Raw genomic sequence first — 21,150 nt, 5'->3', positions numbered from 1 at the left:
ATGACCAGCCGCCTGACCGCCAACCCGGACAGAACCGGGCAATACCTCCGCCCGAAACCACTCGCGGCAGCCTAAAACGGTATCGAACACCCTCTGACAGCCCCCAGGCGACGCCGACCACCGGGACGGGCCAGGCGGCGGGACGGCGCAGCGCGAGCGGGAACAGCAGCGCGCCGATGCCGACCAGCACGTACAGCCCCGACATGAAGCTCGCCTCCAGCCACGGCCAGTCCGAGAACTCGCCGGAGATGGGCTCCTCCGGCGGAGCCGCGAAGAGCGTGTACTTCCAGCCCGCGGCGGCGATGCCGAAGCAGGCGAGGCCCATGCCGAAGACGAACAGCGAGATGGGTCCGGCGATCCGGGCGGTGCGGGCCACCCGGTCCTCACCGAGCAGCTCGGCGCCGCGCTTCCAGAGGTAGAAGGCGGCGGAGAGCAGGAAAACGCCGAAGGCGAGGGCGGGTTCACCGAAGATGATGTTGTCGAAGGGGAAGCCCTGCCCCGCGAGCGGCCACGTCAGGGTCATGTGCAGACCGGTGACGAGGAGGGTGAAGCCGAGGGCGCTGAACGCCAGCGCCCAGCCGTCCAGGGTGACGATCGCTCCGGGGGCGAGGAACCTGCGGCCGAGCGCGACCACCAGGAGCAGTCCGGCGCCGGCGGCCACCGACATGATCGTGTTGTACGTCGGCATCCTGGCCCAGTCGATCTTCAGACCCGAGGCCAGCAGTGACAGTGCGTGCTGCGTCATGGGCGGATCGTAGGGAGCGCGGGCCGCCCGGCCACTGCGGCGCCGCCGTTCGGGCGGATCCGCCACCCGGTCGGGCGAGGAACGACGGCCCGGTGGCTACTCGTTGACCAGCACCGGGATGGACAGCACGGCGCTCACGGGGGTGCCGGTGAGCTTCTCGGCCACCGCGGTGAAGTCGATGCCCTCGCCGGCCGCGCGCGGGCCGTCGTGCTCGCCGGTGGCGGGCTCCTCCTCCTGGTAGTGGAAGGCCCCGGTGCCGACCAGCCGGCCACCGTCGTCGTAGAACGCGGCGCCGATCTCCAGCGCCAGCACGTCGCTGATGTCGGAGGTGACGGTCAGGTGGCCGCCGACGGTGGAGCCCTTGGAGAGGGCCAGCCCGGTGAGCTTCACCCGGTCGGTGAACGGACCGTCCTGGACCCGGACTTCGCCCGACGCGGCCGGGGTGGCCAGCACGGCGGCCGGCGCCGCGGCCTGCTTGGGCGCGGGCAGCGCCAGGGTGCTCGGTGCGGCCGGGGCGGCGTCGGCTCCCCCGCCGCCGTCGGAGCAGCCGGTGAGCAGGCCGAGGGCGAGGGCGGCCAGGACGGCGGCGGTGCGGGCGCGGTGCTTCATGCGGACTCTTCCTGGGGGGTGCGGGCCGGGGCCGGGAGGAGTGCTCCCGGCCCCGGGGTGGGATCCGGACGTCAGCGCTGCGGCGACCGGTTGAAGAGCGCGCGGTACATCTTGCCGTACAGGTCGGTGTTGTCCTGGCTGGCGGCGAAGCGCTGGCCGCCCGGGCCGTAGGCGAAGATCGGCACGTCGGCGCCGGTGTGGTTGCCGGACAGGTAGGTCAGCCAGAGGCTGGCCTCGGGGGTGCCGTCGGCGACGCCGGGAGCGTCGTCGGGGGTGCGGAAGGTCGCCGGGGCGAAGTTCTTCGGGTCCTTGGAGCCGGCGCCGTTGACGATGCCGCTGGAGCGGCCGGCGTCCTTGGTGTTGCCGCCGGACGTGCGGGCCGGCGAGCTGTTGTTCGCCGGGTTGCCCGCGTCGTTGTTGGCCGGCGGGGCGGCCGCCTCGGCGTTGGTGAAGGTGCCCTTCTCGATGATGTTGAAGCCGGCGCACTCGTGGTCGGCCGTGACGATCACCAGGGTGTGGCCGTCCTTCTTGGCGAAGTCGACCGCCTTGGCGACCGCGTCGTCGAAGGCCTTGATCTCGCCCAGGGTCTGGTTGGCGTCGTTGGCGTGCGAGCGCTTGTCGATCTGGGCGCCCTCGATCTGGAGGAAGAAGCCCTTGTTCTTGCCCTTCTTCGCCGACAGCAGGTCGAGCGCCTTGGTGGTCATGTCCGACAGGGTCGGCTCGGCCTTCTCGGCGGCACCGGCCGGCAGCGCGGCCTTGGCCGCCTCCACCGTCAGGTTGCCGCGGTTGAACAGGCCGACGACCTTCTTGCCCTTGGCCGCGTCCAGGTCGGCCTTGGTGGCGACCTTCTGGCTGGCGGCGGTCTGGGCCGGCAGCGCCGGGTCGCCGAAGCTGCCGAGCACCTGGTAGCCCTGGGCCTCCAGCGCCTTCTGGTCGTCCGGCTCGAAGCGGGCCAGGCCGCCGCCGAGCACGACGTCGGCCGTACCGTTGCGGGCGATCTGCTCGGCCACCGGGGTGATCAGGGTGGTGTCGGCCGGCTTCGCCTCGTAGGTGCCGTCGGCGTTCTTCGGCAGGCAGGCCGCGTCCGAGTAGGTCGGGCCCTGGCAGCCGCGCAGCAGCACGTGGCTGAACTGACCGGCCGGGGTGGCGTCGGTGATCTCGGCGGTGGAGACGTTGCCCGTGGCGAAGCCGGCCGCCTTGGCCTGCTCCATCAGGGTCGCGACCTTCTTCTCGTACGCGTCGACGCCGAGCGCCGCGTTGTACGTCTTCACGCCCGAGGACCAGGCGGTCGCGGCGCTGGCCGAGTCGGTGACCAGGGCGGGCTTGTTGCTGCCCTTCTCCACCGCGTAGGTGGCGACCTGGCCGACGAACGGCATGCGCTCCATGTTCAGACGGCCGGCGGCTCCGTAGAAGCGCTCGCGGCCGGCCGTGACGTGGGTGCGGCCCATGCCGTCGCCGAGCAGGTAGATGACGTTGCGGATCTCGCCGCCGCGCTCGTCCTGCTCGTTCTGGTTCTGGTGCGAGGGCTCGGACCAGGCCGCGACGGACGAGCCGCCCACCAGGGTGGACGCCATGGCGACCACCACCGCGGCCTTGAAGGCCTTGCGCTGCATAGGGATGTCTCCTCGATGCCTCAGCGCGCCCGGCGATCGAGCCGCGCACGCGCCCGGGGAGTAGCCGGGCGGCTGTGACGGTACGGAGGGTGCGTAAACACACGTCGGCCTGAGCGTGTCGCCCCGTCAAACACCTGTCCCCCGCCGCGCCCCGTCGTGGGCGCTGCGGGGGACGGAGAGGGCCCGGGCGTCAGAGCACCGGCTGCGTCGCCTCCAGCCGCTGGATCGCGGTGCGGGCGGCCGTCACGAAGGTCCAGAAGAGCGGCAGGGTGTTGGCGGCCCGCTCGGCGCGGGTGTTCTTGCCGTCGGCGAACATCGCGGCGCGCAGCTCGGTGGTCATCTCCAGCTGGGCGCCCTTGCCGAGCAGGCTGCGGTTGCAGATGTTGTCCGGCGAGATCCCGGCGATCTCCTCCTCGCCGGAGGCCGTCACGGCGCGGATGCCGGCCGTCGTGAGCTCCTCCGTCAGGTACTGGCGGAAGGTGGCGTTGAGCCCGCCGACCAGCACCGCGCGGGCACCGGCCTCCAGGCCGGCCTGGGCGGCGGTGCAGCCGTGCAGCGACAGCACGTTGAGGCTTCCGGCGCACATCGCGCGGGCGACGGTGTCGTCGTTGTGCGTCGAAGTGACATGCAGGGCGCTGTTGTTGGAGGAGCGCAGGCCCTCGAACATCCAGAAGTCGTTCACCGGCCCGGCGGCCGGGACGCGGCTGAGGTCGGCCGGGTGGTAGCCGGCGATGGCCAGGCACAGCTCGGAGGTGCCGCCCTCGATCCCGCCGCCGTGCGGCGCGATGACGGTGGTGCGGACCAGCCCGGCGCGGGCGACCGGGTCCTGGTCGTCGACCAGGTGCCGACGGGAGCGGCGCCCGTAGTCCACACCCTCGACCAGGGACGGGTCGGAGTAGAGCGCCGTGTTGGACGCGTAGAGGTCGGCGGCCTGGGCCGGGGAGCCGCGCAGGGCGGCGTCCAGGGCCACGAGGGCCGGAGCGGTGGCGAGCGCGGCGATCAGCGAGCGACGGTTCATCACGAGAAATGATCATGACAGAGGGCCCGGGACCTCACAAGAGCAACGGGCGCGCCACCCGCCGCAGAGCCTCCTGTGGGCGTCGGCCGGCCAGGCACCGCACAGGGCGTGCGGTGCCCGGCCGGCCGGTTTCCCCGTTCTCCCGTTCCCCGGATCACGGGACCGGGCTGAGCCGCTTCCAGGGTCGGCCGCCGTTGGCTTCGGCGGTGCCGGGGGTGGCGGTGGTGTACCACTGGGCGTACCAGTAGGAGCCCTGGTACTTCACGAACGCGGCCGTCGAGGCGGCCGGATCCCCGCTGAGCAGGTGGGTTCCCCGGGCGGTGGCTCCGCCGGAGGCCTCGATGTCGTTGCCGCCGGCGGACCGGAGCTTGAACAGGCCGTTGTGCCTCGGTGCGCCGGGGGCGCCCTCGCTGCCGTTGTCGGCGATCGGCACGAGCCGCCACTTCTGCTCACCGCGCCCGTCGCACGGGAGGGAGGCGACGTCCTGCCGGACGGCGGTGGCGGTCAGGCACCTGCCGCCGCTGCCGACGGTGTAGAGGCCGCCGCCCGCGTCCTGGAACCTCCAGTACTGGTTGGGGTTCTGGTCCATCAGCTCCACGAGGTGGGCCCGGGACTGGTCGGGGTAGTTGTCGATCATCATCGGCTTTCCGGCCGGGCTGTCGCCGTACTCGGCCATCCAGCCCTGGGCGCCCTTGTCGTACAGCCGCCACAGCCGTCCGCCGTCGGGCCGGTAGACCTGGCCCGGTTGCCAGTCCGGCGCCTGGCAGGAGCTGCCGGCCGCGGGGGCGGGCGGGGTGACGGTCCCGACCCCGCGGCGCTGGTCCCCGGTCGAGCCGAACTCGCGTCCGGCGATCCGGAAGGTGACGTTGGCGGGTCCGGTGACCGGCAGGTAGTACTTCAGGTCGACGTCCCGGGACTTGCCCGGCGCCAGGTCCTCGCAGTAGCCGAGGGTGACGGTCAGCCGGTGGAAGTCCCCCTGGAGTCCGCCCGTGTTGGGGCCGGTGTGGCCGGGGACGAGTCCCTTCATCGGCTTGTAGTCGTTGTCCTTGACGACGGGCGGCGTCGAGGTGGGCAGGTCGAGGGAGATCTCGGTGCCCTGGGCGAGGGTGACCCCGGTGTTGTTGGTGATGCGCAGCTTGGGCTGGACGGGGTAGAAGTCGTTCTCCCCGGTGGGGAACTCCACCAGTTCGGCCTTGACGTCGATCACCTCGGCCGGCTGCGGCCGCCCGCCCGCCTTGGTGTTGCCGGTGGCGCCGGCGCCCCGGAAGGCGTTGTCCAGCCGGGTGGTCAGGTCGTAGCCCATCCCCCACTCCCCGTCCGGGCGTTGGGCGTAGTCGCCGGACAGCTCCCAGATCATCGCGCCGCCGATGCCCTTGTCGACGATGTACCGGGCCTTGGCGTCCAGCGACTGCTCGTTCTCGGTGGACAGGAACACCTTCTTGGTGTCGTTCCACAGCCAGGACGCCCGCAGCGCGTCCGAGTACTTCGGCGTGTACGTCCCCGTCAGCACCCCGCTCGGCAGGTTGGTGTCCACCCCGTACGAGCGCAGGTAGCCGGGCGTGCGTCCGTCCTGGAGGTTCTTGGTGTGCCACAGCGGGTTGGAGCCCGCGCCGACCTCGCGCTCGTTCTCCAGGTCGTGCCAGATGTTGTCGATCCCGACCGCGCCCAGCCCGCAGGACTGCGCGTTGGCGGGACCGCGGCCGCCGGTGCCCAGCGGGCACTGCGCCTGGTCCGGCATCGCGGCCGTGCCCCACAGTCCGTCCGTGCCGCCCTGGACGCCGCGCCAGCCGCGGGAGTAGTACGGGATGCCGAGGTTGATCCGGCCGGCCGGCAGGGCGCCGCGGTAGTAGTGGTAGGCCCAGTCGACGTTGAAGTAGCCCTCCTTCTGGTAGTCCTTGGTGTCGGGCGCCGTGTCGTTGTAGATCCCGGCGGCCGCCAGCTCGTTGTCCCGCCCGTCGTCGTACAGCGGGGCCTGCGGGCCGACGAACTTGTTCCAGGAGCCGTGCAGGTCGTAGGTCATGACGTTGACGTAGTCCTGGTACTGCAGCGCCTGCCCGGCGTCCAGCCCGCGCACCAGGTAGCCGGAGGAGGAGCCCGCCGAGGTCAGCAGGTAGTAGCGGCCCGACGCGGCGCCGGCCCGGTCCAGCCGCTCGCGCAGCGTCCTCATCAGCGCGTTGTAGCCCTGCTGGAGGCCCTTGCGGCGCGGGTTGGAGACGTCCCAGTCCAGCGGGCTGCCGGTGTTGGGCAGCGCGGTCGGGTACTCGTAGTCGATGTCGACGCCGTTGAACCCGTACCGGTCCAGGAACGCGGTGACGGAGTCCGCGAAGGTGTCGATGCCCGCCTGGTTGACCGAGCCGTCGGCGTTGGTGGCCATCGCGTAGAAGTTCCGGGTGCCCTCCCAGCCGCCGACCGAGATCAGCGTCTTCACCGCCGGGTGCTGCTTCTTGTAGGTGTTCAGCAGGTTGAAGTTCCCCTTGTACGGCAGCGCGCCGTCCATGGCGTTCTTCGCCCCGGGCCAGGTCAGGCCGGTCGCCGGGTTGGCCGGGTCGTTCGGGTCGCCGATGCTGATCCGGTTGTCCTGCACGCCGGCGAAGGCGTAGTTGATGTGCGTGACCTTCGACCAGGGGATGTTCGACGCCACGTACTTGGGGGCACCGCCCGCGCCGGTGCGCCCGCCGTTGAAGTAGCCCACCACGCGCCGGGTGCGGTTGTTGCCGACCCACTCGCGGCCGGCACCGTCGTACACGTCGCAGTACCGCGCCGACACGCCCGGGGTCGGGGTCATGCCCTCGGGGCGGCAGTCCCCCGCCGAGGCCGGCTTGGTGCCGCGGTCGTCCGGGGAGGCGTCGAACGGGTCACCCGCGTCGCCGCCCTCGGGCTGGCCCACCGGGCGGGCGGACAGCCGCCACTTCTGGGCGGGGCTCCCGGTGCACTCCGAGATCTGCAGGGGCCGGGTGGTGTCGGCGCCCGGGACGTCCAGGCACTTGCCCGTGGCCGGGTTCTTCAGCTCCTGGCGCGCCGTGTGGATCCACTGCTGGGCGGTGCCGGCGTTGCACGTGTACAGCTGGACGGGCGTTCCGTTGGTACTCCTCCCGCCGTCGACGTCCAGGCACTTGGCGAGCGACTGCAGCGTGCCGTCGGTCCCCACCGTCCAGGCCTGGCCGTCGGAGCCGGCGCAGTCCGCCAGCCGGACCGGGGTCCGGTCGTCGCGGCTGCCGCCGCGCGGCTCGACGCACTTATCGCCCAGGCCGCGGATGGTGCCGGTCTCGGTGCCGGTCCCGTTCTCCCGGAACTTCCAGCGCTGGGCCGGGTCGTCGACGCCGCAGGCCGTCACCGCGAGTGCCTCGCCCTTGCCGCGGGCGGTCAGACAGCCGCCGTCGGTACCGCTGACCAGCGTGTACCAGCCGGTGCCGGCGCCCTTGATCTGCCACACCTGGTTGGTATTGCCCTCCTGCGCCCGGACCAGGTGGGTGGTGTGCGGGCCCGGGTTGTGGTCGACGACCATCTCCGGCGCCGCCGCGGCCGCCAGCCGCCAGGCGCCGCCGCCCAGCGAACGCGTCACCCAGCGCTGAGCGGGCGACCCGTCGGGCTCCTGCGCCTGGATGCCGGTTCCCGCGGCGGTGCTGCCGCCGCTGAGGTCCACGGCCGTGCCGGCGGCCGAGCGCAGCTCCATCTGCTGGCCCTCGCGCGGGCTGGTGCCGCCGTCGGTGTCGCGCGGGGGGACGACGTTCCCGTCGGGGTACTCGATGGACCAGGTCTGCATGTCCTTCATGCGGTCCTCGGAGCAGCCGAAGACGCTGACCCACTTCCCGGTCGCGGTGTCCGTGCCCGGGTCCTGGGTGAGGCACTTGGGCGAGTCGCCCCTGGTCAGCCGGACCTTCGTGTCGTCCCCCTCGGTCGGAACGACGGTCCAGGCCGCTTCGGCGCCCGCCAGGTACGTCCACCTGGTGACGTAGCTCCGTTCCAGGAAGCCGCCGTTGCGCTGGGACTGCAGGGAGATCTTCGAACCCACGTTGTGGAGCAGCCACCGCTGGCCCGGCTTGGCTTCGTCGCGGCGGGTCAGGAGGTAGCTGTCGGGCTTGGTCCCTTCGTCGTCCAGCACCTCGCCCGTCCGGGTGTTGACCAGTCGGACGATCCCCTCGCGCCGTGCGGACGTGTCGGGGGTGACGCTCATGCCGTCGCCCGAACCGACGCAGTTGAAGATGTACTGCTTGGGGTCGGACGCCACGCTCCCGAACTCCGTCAGGCAGCGCGACAACGCCTGCTGACCGAACGCGTTCGGGTGGACGGCCTCCTGGACGTCGCCCTGGGCGGTGCCGCTGAGCCACCCGAGGTTGGGAACGTACGGCACCCACCGGACCCACTCGGCCTTCGCCATCGGCAGCGGCGAGCCGTTGCTGTTCGCGTCCGTCGCCTGCTCCGCGGCCTTCGCGCACAACTCGTGCCCGGCGAAGGCGTCCTGCACGTTCAGGAACTTCGCCCCGACCGACCCCGCGGCCTGCCGCAGCATGTCGGTGATGCGGGGCACCACCGAGGTCCGGGCCCACTCCGCGTCCACGTCCAGGAAGGGGCAACCGCCCTTCTTGTACCGGTCGCTGAAGAGCACGCCCTGCGGGTAGCGGAAGTCGTCCTTGGCTGGGAGGGGGCTGGGGTACGACTGGAGCACGAGCCTGTAGTCCGACTGACCGGCGGCCGACATGGTGGCGCGGATCGCGTTCAGCGTCTTGACGACCTCGGCCCGCACGCCGTTCAACTCGCCGGCGAACCGCTCCTCCTCCAGGTGCTTGCAGGATGCGTCCAGCATGAAGAAGGCGCGGGCGCACGTCGACATGATGTCGGAGAACCTCAGGTCGTTGCCGCCGATGGAGACGACGACCATCCGGATGTCGTGGCCGGCGGCGAGGTCGGCCAGTTGCTGGATCTGCGGCTTCTCGTTCTTGAACCCGTCCGAGAGGATGTTCTTGGTCGTCGCCCCCGAGCAGGCGATGTTGAACCGCCGCTCGGACGGGACGTCCTCGTACTCCGTTCCCTTGATCGGGGCCACGTCGGAGCGGTCGCACCTGTTGCCCTTGAAGTCGTAGGACGTCGCGTCGTACACGCAGTCCTGCTCCGGCTCGCAGCGCGACCGCCGGTCGGTCCCCCAGACGTCCCCCTCTTGTTTCGTGAGGGCGTTGCCCGCCCAGCGACCGCCTTCGCCGGAGATGTAGCTGTCGCCCATGGAGACGATGGCCGGGGGTCTGAACTCGCAGGCGGCGCCGCCGGCGGTCGTGGCGGCGCGCCCCACCGGGCCGGCGGCGCCGTACGCGGTCACATCGTCCCACGGCGGTGTGCAGCCTCCGGGAGGTCTGCCCTCGGAGAAGCGCACCGGGTAGTGGTCGGAACTGTAGCTCTGCGGGCTCTTGGCGACGTAGAGGCCGGTGATCGGGTGGTTGGCCACCATGTAGTCCAGCGCCACACCGGCCGAGTTCTGGGTGGGGACCGACCCGCCGTTCCACCGCCCGTTGTCGGTCGCGTAGTAGGTGTTCGGGAACCTGGTCCTGAAGCTGTCCGCGGTGCTGTTGAAGTCGCCGAGCGCGCGCCACGGCTCGTTGCCGACCTCGGCCTCGATGGCGTTCATCAGATCGACCGAGTGCGGGTTGGGGGTGGTGTTGGTCCGGATCGACGCGGCGTGGAGGTCGAAGTACCAGACGCCACCCACCTTGATGCCGAGGGCCGGACGCGATCTGATCCACCTCAGGGGCCGTCGCGGAGACGGCGGAGTGATGATCTTAATGTCCTGGATCGGAACGGGGGCCGAGTCCCGCAACCAGATCGCCATCGACTTCGTGGTGTTGTTGTCCTGGACGGGAACCTGGTTGTCGGGGTCCTCCTCGTCCTCGGGGTCGCCGCCCACGGGAGGGGCGATATTGGGGCCCCACAGGTTCTTGGAGAGGATCTTCAGGTAGTAGAGCCGTCCGTTCAGCTGCCGCGACCCGCTCTTGCCCCACTCGGTGGTGTAGAGGCGGTACTTCAGGTTCGGATCCCCCCGCCCGTTCCACAGGTGCTGCGCCGGGTCGTCCACGTTGTCCTTGATGGACTCGTCCGCCTCCGGTTTCAGCTCGAACGGCGGCGTGGTGACCTCTTGGAGTGCCACCACGTCGGCGTCCTTCAGCAGCGCGGTCCGGACGAAGTCCCACTTGTTACCGCCCTGGGCGTTGAAGGTCACCGCCCGCCGCTCCATCGCCCGTCCGTCGACGACCGCCGAGGCCGGTTCCGGCGGCAGCAGTAGCGCCTGCAACAGACCGGCGATCAGGGCCAGTCCCAGCAACTGCCCCCAGATCCGGCGTCGGCCCGGGCGGTGTGTCCGCCCGCTCAGCCCTTGCATGGTCATGTACTCCATTCCTCGATGGGACCGCTCAGGAGCGGATCGTGGACGAGGCCGGTACACAGCCGGTCGACACGGCGTCAATCGGCAGAACGCGACGGCAAACGGACCATGGAGGGTGAGGGGCACGCCGACGCGCCCGGCGGGCCGTTCAGCGGGAGGTGTGCCGGGCCCGGCCCAGGCGCCCGGCCAGCGGGGTGATCACCGCGGTGGCCAGCAGGACGGCCGCCAGGCAGGCGACGGCGGACGTATCGCCCCGCGCCGTGCGGCAGGCGTCGGCCAGCAGCGGCGGGCAGGCCAGCGCCATGGCCGCCGACTCGCGCCCGCCGCCCGAGCCGTGGCTCCAGGTCAGCACGACGCCGGCGGTGGCGAGGACGAGCAGCGGCCAGCACCCGTAGTCGGTGCTGACCCAGGGCACCAGGTGCGTGTCGAGCACCGCCCGCGGCGCGATCACCAGCGCGATCACGGCGCCGGCCGCGCCCGCCGGTCCCGTCGCACCGCGTTCCGGGCGGCGGTCCGGCGGGCAGGCGAGCAGCACGACCGCCGCCAGCACCAGGGCCGCCGGGGTGAAGACGGGGTCGCCGAACGCCGGGCCGCTGACCACCGCGCCCGCCGCGAACGCGAGCAGCCCGGCCACCGCGCACGGCAGCCCGACCCGCCACCAGCCGGCCAGCGCCGCCGCCGCTCCCGCGAACACCGCGAGCGAGGCGACGAGCAGCACACCCCACATCCCCGAGAGGTCGGCGCGCAGCCGCGCCCCGAACGGGCCGGGCGAGACCGCGATGCTCACGTACCAGCCCAGCAGGTGCAGGCCGCAGGCCGCCGCCGAGGCGGCCAGCGCGGAGGGGTACGCCAGTCCGAGCACCCTGGCGGCGGGCGTGGCCGGCCCCGGGCCCAGCCGCGTCCGCAGCGCGTGCGCCGCCAGCCCGGCGCCCTCCCGGATCCGCGAGCCCAGCGGTTCGCCCGCGGTCATCTCGCGGAAGGTCGCGGCGATCTCCCCGCCGTGGGCGTCCCGGTAGGCGGCCGGGTACAGCCGCAGCACGTACTCGATCACGTGGCGGACGTGGACGGCCGCGCGGCGGACAGCCGCCGACGGGCCTCCCGCGCCGTCCCGGCCAGCCGCTCGGCCTCCGCCGCCAGCCGCTCCCGGCCCGCCGGGGCCAGGGCGAAGATCCGCCGGGCGCGGCCGTCGACGATCTCCTCGCGGTGGATCTCGATCAGGCCGTCGGCCAGCAGGCGGTCCAGCGCCCCGTACAGGGCGCCGGTGCGCAGCGCGACCCGGCCTCCGGTCATCGCCTTGATCTCCTGGGCAACGGCGTACCCGTGCCGGGGTTCGTCCGCGAGGGCCGTCATCACCATCACGGTCGGTTCTTGCATCGCGCGCTCGCTCACCCGACGAAGATAGTCACTCGGCCGGAGCGTCTCAACGCGGCCGGCCGGGCGAACGGCGGGGCCCCGGGGGCGGTGAACGCTCCCGGGGCCCCGCGACATCGGCTCAGCGGGTCATCAACGGCCCTGGAGGGACTTGACGTTGTCGCCGAAGGACCAGCCCTTCGAGCCGTCCCAGTTGATCGACCAGGTCATCAGGCCCTTCAGCTGGCCGCTGAAGGAGCTCCACGACTGGCTGACCAGGCTCGGCGCCATGTAGCCGCCGCCCGCGCCGGGCTGGGCCGGCAGGCCGGGCACCTGCTTGTCGTAGGGCACCTTGATGGTGGTGCCCTGGATGGTCAGGCCGTTGTTCAGGCAGGTGGTCTGCGCGGTGAAGCCCTGCACGGTGCCGGCCTGGTAGGAGTCACCCGAGCAGCCGTACATGCTGCCGTTGTAGTACTGCATGTTCAGCCACCACAGCTGGCCGTTGTCGACGTACTTCTTGATGATCGGCAGGTAGGAGCCCCAGATCGAGCCGTAGGTGACGCTGCCGCCGGTGACGTACGCGGTCTCGGGCGCCATGGTCAGACCGAAGCCGGCCGGCATCTGGGCGAGCACGCCGTCGATGATGCGGATCAGGTTGGACTGCGAGGCGGACAGCGTGTTGATGCTGCCGCTGCTGGAGAGGCCGGTCTCGATGTCGATGTCGATGCCGTCGAAGTTGTACTTCTTCAGGATCGGGACGATGGTCGCCACGAACTTGTCGGCGACGGAGCTGGAGCTCAGGTCGATGCCGGCGGCGGCGCCGCCGATCGACATCAGGATCGTCGCGCCGGCGGCCTTGGCCTGGCACATCTCGGCGGGGGTGGAGACCTTGACGTTGGCGTCCATGCCGTCCTCCCAGAGGACGGTGCCGTCGGAGCGGATCACCGGGAAGGCGGCGTTGATGACGTTGTAGCCGTGCGCGGCCATCCGGCTGTCGGTGATGGGGGTCCAGCCCATGCCCGGGTGGACGCCGTTGGAAGCGCCGTCCCAGTTCTCCCAGTAGCCCTGCAGCACCTTGCCCGAGGGCTTGGGCTTGGTCGGGCAGGTGGAGCCCGGCGGGGTGGTCGGCGGGGTGGTGGGCGGCGTCGTCGGAGGGGTGGTCGGCGGCGTCGTGGGAGGCGTCGTCGGCGGAGTGGTGGGAGGCGTGGTGGGCGGAGTGGTGGGCGGCGTGGTGGTGCCGCCGGGGCCGGAGAGCACCACGTCGTCCGCGTAGAACGCGGGCTGGCCGTACCAGCCGTGCAGGAAGACGGTCACCGAGGTGGTGTTCGCCCCGGTGGAGAAGTTGACGCTGAGCTGGCTGTACGACGCGCTGTTGCCCGTCCAGGTGGACGTCGTGCCGCCGAGGCCGGTGCCGGTGGCGCCCAGGTAGACGTAGCTGCCCTGGACGAACGCGCTCAGCGTGTACTGCGAGTTGGGCTGCACGCTGATGGTCTGGGTGCACTGGGCGGTGTCCTGGCCGCTCGGCGTCGCCTGGAGCGCCGAGGTGCCGCTGTGCACCGGGCTGCCGACGGTCGCGCCGGAGCCGCCGGAACAGTTCCAGTCGGAGAGTCCGTTCTCGAAACCGGGGTTGGCCACCAGGTTGGGGGTGGCGGCGCCGGCGTTGACCGTGCCGGCCACGGCGAGGCCCGCGCCGATCACGGCGGCGGCGCTCACCACGGCGAGGGAGCGCATCAGGACGGTCGATCCGGGCTGGGCGCCGCTGGTCCTGGGCAGCTGCGTTGCGCGCTCCACGACCGCCCGCGGCGGCTGTGGGGTACGCGACCTCCGACGGAACATGCTGTGCTCGCTTCCCGCCGGGCGTCATGGACATGACCGTCGCTGTGGGGGCGCGGCGCCCGGCTCATGGGTGGGGACATGTGGGGATGTGCCGGTCCGGATCGTAGGAGCGACGGCAAGGCCAGTCAATAGGTCTGGACCAATGCCGGATCGAACTGCGGTACTCCCGAGCCGGATCGGCACCCCCCGGCGGTCGCCACGCGGGCGGGTCCGCACGGGTGAACACCGGGCCCGCGGTGCGGTGGTGACCGGGCGGACCGCTGCCGTCCTGCTACAAGCGGAGCGTGAACTTCCGACAGCGGGAAGGACGGCGGAAATGATCGTCGAGGATGTCCGGAACGAGCCTGTCGCCGTCGGCCGGCGCCTGTCGGCGGCGGTCCGCTCCACGGCCGAACTGCCCCCGGTGCGGCTCCACTTCACCGTGCCCGGCGGCGCGGGCGACTGGCTGCCGGAACGCGGTGACGCCTTCCTCGCCGCGCTGCTGATGCCGGCCATGAGCCTCGGCGAGGAGCTGGTGGTCGACGCCCCGGTCTCCGCCCGGCTGCTGCGCTCGGCGCGGACCGTGATGGAGATCTACGCGGCCTGGTGGGCCCGGTTGCGGGAGGTCCGGCTGACGGTGGGCGAACCCGTCGAGGCGAAGCGCGGGGAGGACGGCCGCGGGCAGGACGGCACGGGGCTGTTCTTCACCCTGGGCGTGGACTCCTTCTACAGCCTGCTCAGGGACCGCGAGCGCCGTACGGAGCCCGCCCACCGGCCGGTCTCCGAGCTGCTGTTCGTGAACTTCGAGCAGCACGCCGGGCCGGAGTACGAGCACCTGCTCGACCGGGTCCGGCTGGTGGCCGGGCACAGCGGCTGCCGGGCCGTCCCGGTGGAGACCAACCTGCGCGCCCTCACGGCCCCGCTGGTCCGCTGGGAGGAGTTCCACGGGGCGGCGCTCGCCGCCACCGCGCTGGCCCTGCAGGGCCTGCTCGGCCGCTGCCTGATCGCGGCCGGCTTCGAGTACCGCCACCTGCCCCCGTACGGTTCGCATCCGGTGCTGGACCACCTGTGGTCCACCGAGGCGCTGGACGTCGTGCACGACGGCGCCGATGCCACCAGGACGCAGAAGGTGGCACGCCGACTGGCCCGTTCCGAGCTCGCACTGCGGCACCTGACGGTGTGCTGGCGCGGCCGCCCCGGGCAGAACTGCGGGGCGTGCGAGAAGTGCCTGCGGACCATGCTCACGCTTGAGCTGGCCGGGGTGCTCGGGCGCTGCGCGACGCTGCCCGGCGTGCTCGACCTCGAACGGCTGAGCACCGTCCCGATGCACTCGGCGGACGCCCGGGAGGCGATGCGCGAGGTCGCCCTCGACGCCCGGGCCGGCGGGCGCCCGGACCTCGCCGAGGCGGCCGAGCTGGCGGCGGACCGTCACGGGCCCCTCCCCCGCGCGGCGGTGACGCGGTGACCGGGTTCGGCCGGTGGGCCGGCCTGGGACACCGGCTCGGCGAGGTGCTCGGCACCCTGGTCGCGCCGGCGGGCCGCTGCGCGCTGCTGGGCTTCCCCGGCTACGGCAACGTCGGCGACAGCGCCATCTGGCTGGGTGCGCGCACGCTGCTGGCCGAGCTGGGCGCCGAGGTCGTCTACACCGCCGATCACCACGACTTCGACCCGGCGGTCCTGGCCGAACGGCTGCCGAGCGGCACCGTCCTGCTCACCGGCGGCGGCAACCTGGGCGACCTGTGGCCGAGCCACCAGCGCCTGCGCGAGCAGGTGATCAGCGCCTTCCCCGGGCACCGGATCGTCCAGTTGCCGCAATCCGTGCACTTCGGCGACCCGGCCGCGCTCGCCCGGGCCCGGGCGGTCTTCGACGCGCACCCCGACCTCGTCCTGCTGCTGCGCGACCGGCCGAGCCTGCGCGCGGCCCGCCGGGCCTTCCGAGCCCCCGCCCTGCTCGCCCCGGACTGCGCCTTCGCGATGAACGGCGTGCCCCGCCTCGCCCGGCCCGAACGGCGGATCCTGTGGCTGCGGCGCGAGGACCACGAGTCGGCCGGACACCCGGGGCCGGACCCGCACGCCGAGGTGCACCGGACCGACTGGACCGGGCAGGAGGGCGCCGACCCGGGCTGGGCGGCCGAGGCCCTGGCCGTCCGGCAGCGGATCGCGGCGGCCTCGGCCGAGGTCCGCCGCACGGCGGCCGGCGGCGCGGTCGCCGACCTCGCCGAGGCCCAGGACCGCCATGCCGAACTCCAGCTCCGGCGCGGCTGCCGGCTGCTCGGCAGCGCCGAGGCGGTGGTCACCGACCGGTTGCACGGCCATCTGCTGAGTCTGCTGCTCGGTCTGCCGCACGTGGTGCTCGACGACCGGAACGGCAAGGTCGGCGGCTACTGGCGGACCTGGGGGCACGACCGGCACCGGTCCGTCACCCGGCGGGCGCCGGACGCCGACCGGGCCCTGCGGGCGGCCGCCGCGCTGCTCGCCGACCCGGCCACGCCCCGGCCGGCCCGGGACGGCTGAGCACCGCCAAGGGGGTCCGGGGCCTCAGCCGGCGAGGTCGAGCGCCAGCAGCGCCGCGCCGATCGCACCGGCCTCGTCGGCGAAGCGGGCCGCCAGCACGGGCACCGGCGGGCGGTCGCCGGGCGCGTAGAGCCGGCGGGCGAACTCGGCGCGCGCCGGGGCGAGCAGCAGGTCGCCGGCGGCGACCGGGCCGCCTCCGACGATCACCACGGCGGGGTCGAACAGATTGGCCAGGGCGGCCAGGCCGACGCCGGTGAGCGTGCCGATCCGGCCCAGGATGTCCAGCGCCCGGTGGTCGCCACGGCGGGCGGCCTCGGTCACGGCCGCTCCGGCGTCCGGCCGGCCCTCACCGACCCGGCCGCGCGCGTCGACCAGCCGGGCCAGTGGGGAGCCCGGGAGGTCCGTGGCGGCCTGCCGTCCGAGTCGCGCGATGGCGGCCCCGGACGCCGCGACACCCCAGCACCCGCGGTTTCCGCACTCGCACCACGGTCCCCCGGGATCGACGGTCAGATGGCTGGCCTCGGCTGCGAAGCCGTGCCCGCCGTGCAGCAGGCGCCCGCCGGCCACCACCCCGCACCCCAGCCCCGTGCCCAGCGTCACCAGCACCAGGTGGTCGTGGCCCCGCCCGGCGCCGAGCCGGTACTCGGCCCACGCGGCGACGTTGGCGTCGTTGTCCGTCACCACCGGCAGCCCCACCGCGTCCGCGATCAGCTCCCGCAGCGGCGCCCGCGCGAAGTCCAGGCCGGGCGCGAAGGCCAGCGCCCCGGTCCGGGAATCGACCATCCCCGGCAGGCCGACACCGACCGCGGTGACCCGCTCGCCGCCCACCAGCGCCACCAGACCGGCCACGGCGGCGACCAGTTCCTCCGCCGTACGGCGCGGTGTGGCGCGGCGGGCCCGCGCCGACACCGCGCCGTCGGCCGCCACCCGCACCGCCGCGATCTTGGTGGCGCCGACGTCGATGCCGACCGCCTCGGCCGGGGCGGCGGTCATGCCGCCTCCGGCAGGACCACCCGGGCCCGGTCCGGCCCCGCGGCGGTCCGCACCTCGAAGCCGCCCGGTCCGCGCAGGGCAGAAAGGTCGCACGGCCGGTCGGAGGCCAGCAGATCTCCGCCCACCCGGACCCGGACCGGCAGCCCGGCACCGGACCGCTCGTCGAGCCCCTTCACGTAGCACGCCGCGAGCCGCCCGTGCGACACCTGGACGACGGCGCAGCCGCCGCCCACCAGGTCGGCGGTGACCTGGTGTTCCCCGCACGCGGTGCGGGCCCGCAGCGGGGAGTCCGTGCGGTTGAAGAGGAAGACGAGCACCTCCTCGGGGTCCGCGGCCGTCCTGCGCAGTTCGAGCCACGGTCCCGGTCCGGCCCGCACGGGGGCGTCGCTCGCGTGGAGCCAGTCCTCGACGGCCGCCCCGAGGGAGCGCCCGCCGGGGGCCGCCGTGCGCACGCGGGCGCCGCCGTGCCGGCGGACCGCCGCGGCCAGCTCGGCGCAGGGGCGCAGGTCCTCGTCCAGCGCGGGAGGTTCGCCCACCAGGAGCAGCGATCCGCCCTGCTCGGCGAACCGGGCGAGCCGCCGTTGCAGGGCCCGTTCCATGAAGCGGCCCGACACGGTGACCAGCGGCCCCGACCCGGGGCCGGGGCCCGCCCGGCCGGAGAGCTCGGCCAGCCGGAAGGGCAGGTTCCGCCGCAGGCAGTGGGCGACGAAGGGCACCAGGGTGCGGGCGGCCGGGGGCACGGGCCGCTCGCCGTCCGCCGTCCCGTCCCACGCCCCGACCGCCGCGTACGGCGGGTGGACGCCCCAGCACACGCCGGGCTCCGGGCGGGAGAGGGCCAGCGGCTCCTGCCGTCCGGCCATGAAGTGGGTCAGCACCCGCAGCGCGGCGAAGGCCGGGCCGGGGCCGGCGTCGAGGCGGATCGGGGCGGCGTCCCCGTACGGCGGAGAGAACTGCGCGGGGTCACCGGCCGGGCCGGCGAGCCGGGAGCCGTCCACCGCGAGGTGCGGACCCCAGCCCTCGGTGGCGCAGGCCGGGTAGACGCTGATGCCGGTCGCCCCGCAGGCCACGCCGAGCAGGGTGTGATGGATCGGCACCACCGGGAAGGCGCAGCCCGGATCCGCCCAGCCCAGCCCCCAGTTCTCCTCGATGTTGGGGCCGGGCCCGCCCTTGGCCGCCAGGACGTAGTTGACCAGGGCCTCCTCCTCGCGGAGCACCGGGCCGGTCCAGCTGGTGTAGGCGCGGGGCAGCGCGGGCGCCGCGCCCACCCGGTTCCTGGCCAGCCAGGCGTCGTAACGTCCGGCGGCCCGGCCGGGGACGCGGTCCGCCCTGGCCGGCGGCGAGTAGCTGGTGAAGACGGGGAGGTCCGCGCCGAGCGCCTCGGCCAGCCGCGCCATTCCGGCGGTGAGCGACTCGGCGGACCACCGGCCCCAGCTCACCAGGGAGCGCAGCCCTTCGGCGGAGAGCCGGTCCTCCGCCCGGGTGGGCGCGGCCACACCGGGAGCGAAGCCTGCGAAGCCCTCGGTGCCCGGCCGCGAGTAGTCGAGCGCGTCGATCGGCAGCGCGGTCTCGCCGTAGTGGCCCTCGTTGCCGATCTGGGCGGCGACGAGGGGCCCGTGCGGATGGGCGAACGGCCGCAGGAACAGCCCGACGGCGCGCAGCCAGTCCGTGGCGTCGGCGAGGAAGCCCGGGTCCAGCGCCGAGGGCAGCGTGAACCGGTCGCAGGGCAGCGGCCGGCCGTCGGCGGACCGGGCGGCGGGCCGCTCCGGGTCGAGCGTCGGGCTGAGCCGGTCGGGCAGCCCGCCGAAGGGCAGTTCGGCGTGCACGTAGGGGCCGGGCTTCAGCACCGCGAGCAGCCCGGTCGCCGCGACCAGCTCCAGGAAGCCGGCCAGGTCGCGGTTGCCGTCGCCGTCGAAGCACCACCGGCGGCCGCCGCCCCGGGCGATCTCGTGGTGGCGCCAGGGGACGTAGCTGGTCACCACCTCGATGCCGGCCTCGCGCAGGGCGCGTAGCTTGGGCGCCCAGCGGCCGGGGCGGTCCCGGTAGTAGGGGTACTCGCCGGTGATCAGGAACCGGGGGCGGCCGTCCAGCCACAGGGTGCCGTCCAGGAAGCGGGGCCTCACGGGGCGGGGCTCCCGTCCGTGCCGAGCAGCACCTTCATGGCGCGGTACCCGTCCGCTTCCGGTCGGCCCGGCGCCGGCGGGACGACGGCCAGCAGCGCGAGGGCCTCGGCGTACCGTTCGAGCGGCAGCACATGGGTCACCAGGGTCTCCAGCGGAAGTTCCCGCGCGAGGTCCACCGCCAGGGCGAAGTCCGCCGGCCGGTACGGTCCCGCCCCCACCAGGCGGATCCCCCTGGTCACCAGGGACCTCAGCGGCACGGTGGCGACGCCGGCCTCCTTCTCGCCCATCACCACGACGGTGCCGCCGGCCGCCATCGTGCCGAGCACGTCCCCGGGCAGCGCGCCGGTGGTGTCGATGGCGACATCGGGCGCGCCCGCCGCGTCCGCCTCCGCCGCGGCCAGCACCCGGACCGTGCGCGGCAGCAGCAGGCGGGCGAGTTCCACCCGGCCCGGATCGCGCTCGGCCAGCGTGACCCGGGCGCCGCGCCGGGCCAGGACCAGCGCGCACAGCGCGCCGATCGGCCCGGCGCCGACCACGAGCACCCGGTCGTCCCAGCGCGGCCGGGCCGCCGCCAGGTTGTTCAGCACGCAGGCGAGCGGTTCCACCAGGGCTCCGCGCCGGTAGGACACCGCGTCGGGCAGCCGGTGGACGAAGCGCTCGGGCACCACGGCGAAGCCGGCCATCGTGCCGTCCCGGTCGACGCCGAGCTCCCGGCCCTCCTTGGCCCCGCAGTGGGCCGGCATCCCGCGCCGGCAGGGGCGGCACCGGTCGCAGTGGTACGTCGGGTTGATCACCACCCGGTCGCCCTGCGCCACGGCGGTGACCCCGGCCCCGACCGCGGCCACCGCGCCGACCGCCTCGTGCCCCAGTACGACACCCCGCCGGGCGGGGAACTCTCCCAGCAGGATCGCCCGGTCCGTGCCGCAGATGCCGCTGACCGCGACCTCGACCAGGACCTCGTCCGCCTCGAAGGAGGGGACGGCGCGATCGTGGATGCCGGGCAGGCCCACGTCCTCGAACACGACGGCCTTCATCGCAGCCTCCCACCGGTTCGTCCCCCAACAGTGCCATAGGGTGTCCGATATGAACCGGTACGGGCGGCCGAGTGGGTGGGAGGCACCGGCGGGCCCCGGTCCGAGGATCCTGCTGCTCGGCGCGTCGGGGTTCGTGGGCGGCGGCCTCTGGAGCCATCTGGCCCCCCGCCACGCGGTGGTCGGCACATACGCCACCCGGGCGGCCCCGGGCCTGGTCCGGCTGGACCTGCGCGACGAGACCAGGCTGGCGGCGCTCGCGGCCGACGGCTTCGACCTGGTCGTGCACGCGGCCGGCCTGGTCCCCCTGGAGGCGGCCGAGGCCGATCCCGCCCTGGCCCGCCTCCTCAACGTCCGCCCCGTCGAGGTGCTGCTGGACGCCCTGCGCGGCTCGGCGGCGAAGCTCGTCCTGCTGTCCAGCGACAACGTCTTCGACGGCACCCGCCCCCGGTACACCGAGGCGGACCCGCGCTCCCCCGTGAACGTCTACGGGCGGACCAAGGCGGCGGCCGAGGACCTGCTGCTCGCCGAGGGCGGGCACCTGGTCGTGCGGCTCCCGCTGGTCTTCGGGCGCGGCCCCTGGGCGAACACCTTCCTGGCCCGCCTGGCCGCGCCGACCACCCCCGCCCGCACCGACCTGGTCTGCGCCCCCGTCTACCTCCCCAGCATCGGGCCGGCCCTGGCCCGGCTGTGGCACCGCACGGGGGTCCTGCACTACGGCGGCGCCGACGTGGTGACCCGCTTCGAGCTGATGTCCCGGGTCCAGCGAGCACTGGACCTGCCGACCCGGGTGGTGCCCGTCCGCGGCCCGCAGGCCCACGCCGAGTGCCCCCGCCCGCCTCGGCTCGTCCTGCGCAGCACCCGCCACCGCCTGCTGGGCCCCGCCCTGGACACCGCGCTCGCCCACCTGACGGCCCAGGGCCGCGGTCCCGGCACGTCGTGATCGACGGCATCCGACTCCTCGGGCGTCCCGCT

Annotated in this window: 14 protein-coding genes; 3 read left to right on the top strand and 11 right to left on the bottom strand. The window is 73.7% G+C overall.

Features of this window, described 5'->3' with window-relative positions; all coding sequences use genetic code 11:
• From ACFVVU_RS19245 to ACFVVU_RS19210, 8 genes are all read right to left on the bottom strand, one after another.
• On the bottom strand, positions 1-745 hold a 745-nt coding region (locus ACFVVU_RS19245), incomplete at its 3' end, for a DUF981 family protein (protein WP_387791108.1).
• Positions 746-841: 96 nt separating this feature from the next.
• On the bottom strand, positions 842-1,354 hold the full coding sequence (locus tag ACFVVU_RS19240; RefSeq protein WP_387791107.1) for a hypothetical protein: 513 nt from the start codon (positions 1,352-1,354) through the stop codon (positions 842-844).
• Positions 1,355-1,425: 71 nt separating this feature from the next.
• Positions 1,426-2,967: an alkaline phosphatase gene (locus ACFVVU_RS19235; protein ID WP_380688733.1), complete on the bottom strand. Its 1,542-nt coding sequence runs from the start codon at positions 2,965-2,967 to the stop codon at positions 1,426-1,428.
• A gap of 190 nt (positions 2,968-3,157) precedes the next feature.
• Positions 3,158-3,985 carry a poly-gamma-glutamate hydrolase family protein gene (locus ACFVVU_RS19230; protein ID WP_387791105.1) on the bottom strand — a complete coding sequence of 276 codons (828 nt, stop codon included), beginning with the start codon at positions 3,983-3,985 and terminating at the stop codon, positions 3,158-3,160.
• 154 nt (positions 3,986-4,139) lie between these two features.
• Positions 4,140-10,355, bottom strand: coding sequence for a glycosyl hydrolase family 18 protein (locus ACFVVU_RS19225; protein WP_387791103.1), 6,216 nt, complete (start codon positions 10,353-10,355; stop codon positions 4,140-4,142).
• A gap of 145 nt (positions 10,356-10,500) precedes the next feature.
• The gene (locus ACFVVU_RS19220) at positions 10,501-11,403 is read right to left on the bottom strand and encodes a hypothetical protein (RefSeq protein ID WP_387791101.1); all 903 of its coding nucleotides are present in this window, start codon (positions 11,401-11,403) and stop codon (positions 10,501-10,503) included.
• On the bottom strand, positions 11,400-11,741 hold the full coding sequence (locus ACFVVU_RS19215; protein WP_387791099.1) for a PadR family transcriptional regulator: 342 nt from the start codon (positions 11,739-11,741) through the stop codon (positions 11,400-11,402). Before ACFVVU_RS19215 ends, ACFVVU_RS19220 begins: the two co-directional genes overlap by 4 nt.
• Before the next feature lie 114 nt (positions 11,742-11,855).
• Positions 11,856-13,493, bottom strand: coding sequence for a carbohydrate binding domain-containing protein (locus tag ACFVVU_RS19210; protein ID WP_387791097.1), 1,638 nt, complete (start codon positions 13,491-13,493; stop codon positions 11,856-11,858).
• 361 nt (positions 13,494-13,854) lie between these two features.
• Between ACFVVU_RS19210 and ACFVVU_RS19205 the strand changes: the two genes are divergently transcribed.
• Together ACFVVU_RS19205 and ACFVVU_RS19200 are read left to right on the top strand one after the other, a co-directional pair.
• The gene (locus tag ACFVVU_RS19205; protein WP_387791095.1) at positions 13,855-14,982 is read left to right on the top strand and encodes a hypothetical protein; all 1,128 of its coding nucleotides are present in this window, start codon (positions 13,855-13,857) and stop codon (positions 14,980-14,982) included.
• Positions 14,979-16,031: a polysaccharide pyruvyl transferase family protein gene (locus ACFVVU_RS19200; RefSeq protein WP_380684750.1), complete on the top strand. Its 1,053-nt coding sequence runs from the start codon at positions 14,979-14,981 to the stop codon at positions 16,029-16,031. The genes ACFVVU_RS19205 and ACFVVU_RS19200 overlap by 4 nt, the downstream gene beginning before the upstream one ends.
• 24 nt (positions 16,032-16,055) lie before the next feature.
• Here the strand turns inward: ACFVVU_RS19200 and ACFVVU_RS19195 are convergent, their stop codons facing one another.
• From ACFVVU_RS19195 to ACFVVU_RS19185, 3 genes are read right to left on the bottom strand one after another with little or no spacing between them, the layout of a single operon-like run.
• Positions 16,056-17,024: an ROK family protein gene (locus ACFVVU_RS19195; protein ID WP_387791093.1), complete on the bottom strand. Its 969-nt coding sequence runs from the start codon at positions 17,022-17,024 to the stop codon at positions 16,056-16,058.
• Entirely contained in the window at positions 17,021-19,144 is a 2,124-nt protein-coding gene (locus tag ACFVVU_RS19190) for a beta-galactosidase (RefSeq protein WP_387791090.1), read from the bottom strand. The genes ACFVVU_RS19195 and ACFVVU_RS19190 overlap by 4 nt, the downstream gene beginning before the upstream one ends.
• Positions 19,141-20,178 (bottom strand): zinc-binding dehydrogenase, encoded by a 1,038-nt coding sequence (locus tag ACFVVU_RS19185; RefSeq protein ID WP_387791088.1) that lies wholly within the window; start codon positions 20,176-20,178, stop codon positions 19,141-19,143. Before ACFVVU_RS19185 ends, ACFVVU_RS19190 begins: the two co-directional genes overlap by 4 nt.
• 49 nt (positions 20,179-20,227) lie before the next feature.
• Between ACFVVU_RS19185 and ACFVVU_RS19180 the strand changes: the two genes are divergently transcribed.
• Positions 20,228-21,118, top strand: a complete 891-nt coding sequence (locus tag ACFVVU_RS19180) for an SDR family oxidoreductase (RefSeq protein ID WP_387791086.1) — start codon at positions 20,228-20,230, stop codon at positions 21,116-21,118.
• Positions 21,119-21,150 lie beyond the last annotated feature (32 nt).

This window comes from Kitasatospora sp. NPDC057965 (assembly GCF_042887135.1).
Classification (GTDB): Bacteria; Actinomycetota; Actinomycetes; order Streptomycetales; family Streptomycetaceae; genus Kitasatospora.
The sequence above is the reverse complement of the archived record's forward strand: the minus strand, read 5'-3'. Positions and strand labels throughout refer to the sequence as shown.

Excerpts from the sequence above, each read along its gene's own strand:
- ACFVVU_RS19240 (WP_387791107.1), bottom strand. The coding sequence starts at position 1,354 with ATGAAGCACCGCGCCCGCACCGCCGCCGTCCTGGCCGCCCTCGCCCTC.
- ACFVVU_RS19235 (WP_380688733.1), bottom strand. The coding sequence starts at position 2,967 with ATGCAGCGCAAGGCCTTCAAGGCCGCGGTGGTGGTCGCCATGGCGTCC.
- ACFVVU_RS19230 (WP_387791105.1), bottom strand. The coding sequence starts at position 3,985 with ATGAACCGTCGCTCGCTGATCGCCGCGCTCGCCACCGCTCCGGCCCTC.
- ACFVVU_RS19225 (WP_387791103.1), bottom strand. The coding sequence starts at position 10,355 with ATGACCATGCAAGGGCTGAGCGGGCGGACACACCGCCCGGGCCGACGC.
- ACFVVU_RS19205 (WP_387791095.1), top strand. The coding sequence starts at position 13,855 with ATGATCGTCGAGGATGTCCGGAACGAGCCTGTCGCCGTCGGCCGGCGC.
- ACFVVU_RS19195 (WP_387791093.1), bottom strand. The coding sequence starts at position 17,024 with ATGACCGCCGCCCCGGCCGAGGCGGTCGGCATCGACGTCGGCGCCACC.
- ACFVVU_RS19185 (WP_387791088.1), bottom strand. The coding sequence starts at position 20,178 with ATGAAGGCCGTCGTGTTCGAGGACGTGGGCCTGCCCGGCATCCACGAT.
- ACFVVU_RS19180 (WP_387791086.1), top strand. The coding sequence starts at position 20,228 with ATGAACCGGTACGGGCGGCCGAGTGGGTGGGAGGCACCGGCGGGCCCC.